Source organism: Aequorivita vladivostokensis, from assembly GCF_000952855.1.
In the GTDB taxonomy this organism is placed as follows: Bacteria; Bacteroidota; Bacteroidia; order Flavobacteriales; family Flavobacteriaceae; genus Aequorivita; species Aequorivita vladivostokensis.
This window is the reverse complement of record NZ_JSVU01000024.1, coordinates 1-658: the sequence shown is the minus strand read 5'-3', so window position 1 is coordinate 658 and position 658 is coordinate 1. Positions and strand designations below refer to the sequence as shown.

Below are 658 nucleotides of genomic sequence, written 5' to 3'. Positions count from 1 at the left end.
CGGTAACCGTTGCACAACCCCTTAATTTTTTTAGATCTGAACCAATATAAGCCGTTTTAAGCGGCCTTGCTTTTTTGGTCAGGCTTGAGAATGAACCAAATTTGGTGCCTTTAAAAAATGCCATGCTACATTCTGAAGCACTATTTTTGGCAAAAAATATAAAACCAGGCTTTCCGCCCCGCTCTTTGCGCGTTTTTGGATAAACTTGAGGTATTTCTTGAGGTTGTAGGCCATTGCCGAGAGGTGCATGCATTTATTGGCCTGTTTAATGCCAATGGTATTGACCTTGCGAAGCCCCATAAACTCCTTGAGGGTTCCAAAGACAGGCTCCACGGTGCTTTGCCGTTTGCTTTTTAGATACCGGCCAGTGGGGCTTTTTATTCTCGCTATGTTGCGTTCCTATTCTTCCCGGTAAGCCGTGATATTGATCCGCTTCTCGTGGCTTTTACCTATACAGCTTTCTTTGATGGGACATCCCTTGCAATCACTTCGTTTTGTAAAATAATTATCCTTTAATGTGCCTTTTTCAAGTTTCTGCTTGCGGAAGGTTACTTTCTTTCCCTGTGGGCACAGCCAGTAGTTACCTTCTTTTATATATTTAAAGTCTTCGGGGCCGCCTTTGTAAGTTCCGTGGGGCGGAATGTAGCTTTTAATGCCC

At 43.6% G+C, this 658-nt stretch carries 1 protein-coding gene and 1 pseudogene; both read right to left on the bottom strand.

Going from position 1 to position 658, the window contains the following annotated elements; translation table 11 throughout:
• The coding region (locus MB09_RS16305; protein ID WP_205618103.1) for a hypothetical protein at positions 1-253 on the bottom strand (253 nt) is incomplete at its 3' end.
• A gap of 17 nt (positions 254-270) precedes the next feature.
• Positions 271-573, bottom strand: a pseudogene (locus MB09_RS16500) (transposase); the annotation flags it as partial.
• Positions 574-658: the final 85 nt, after the last annotated feature.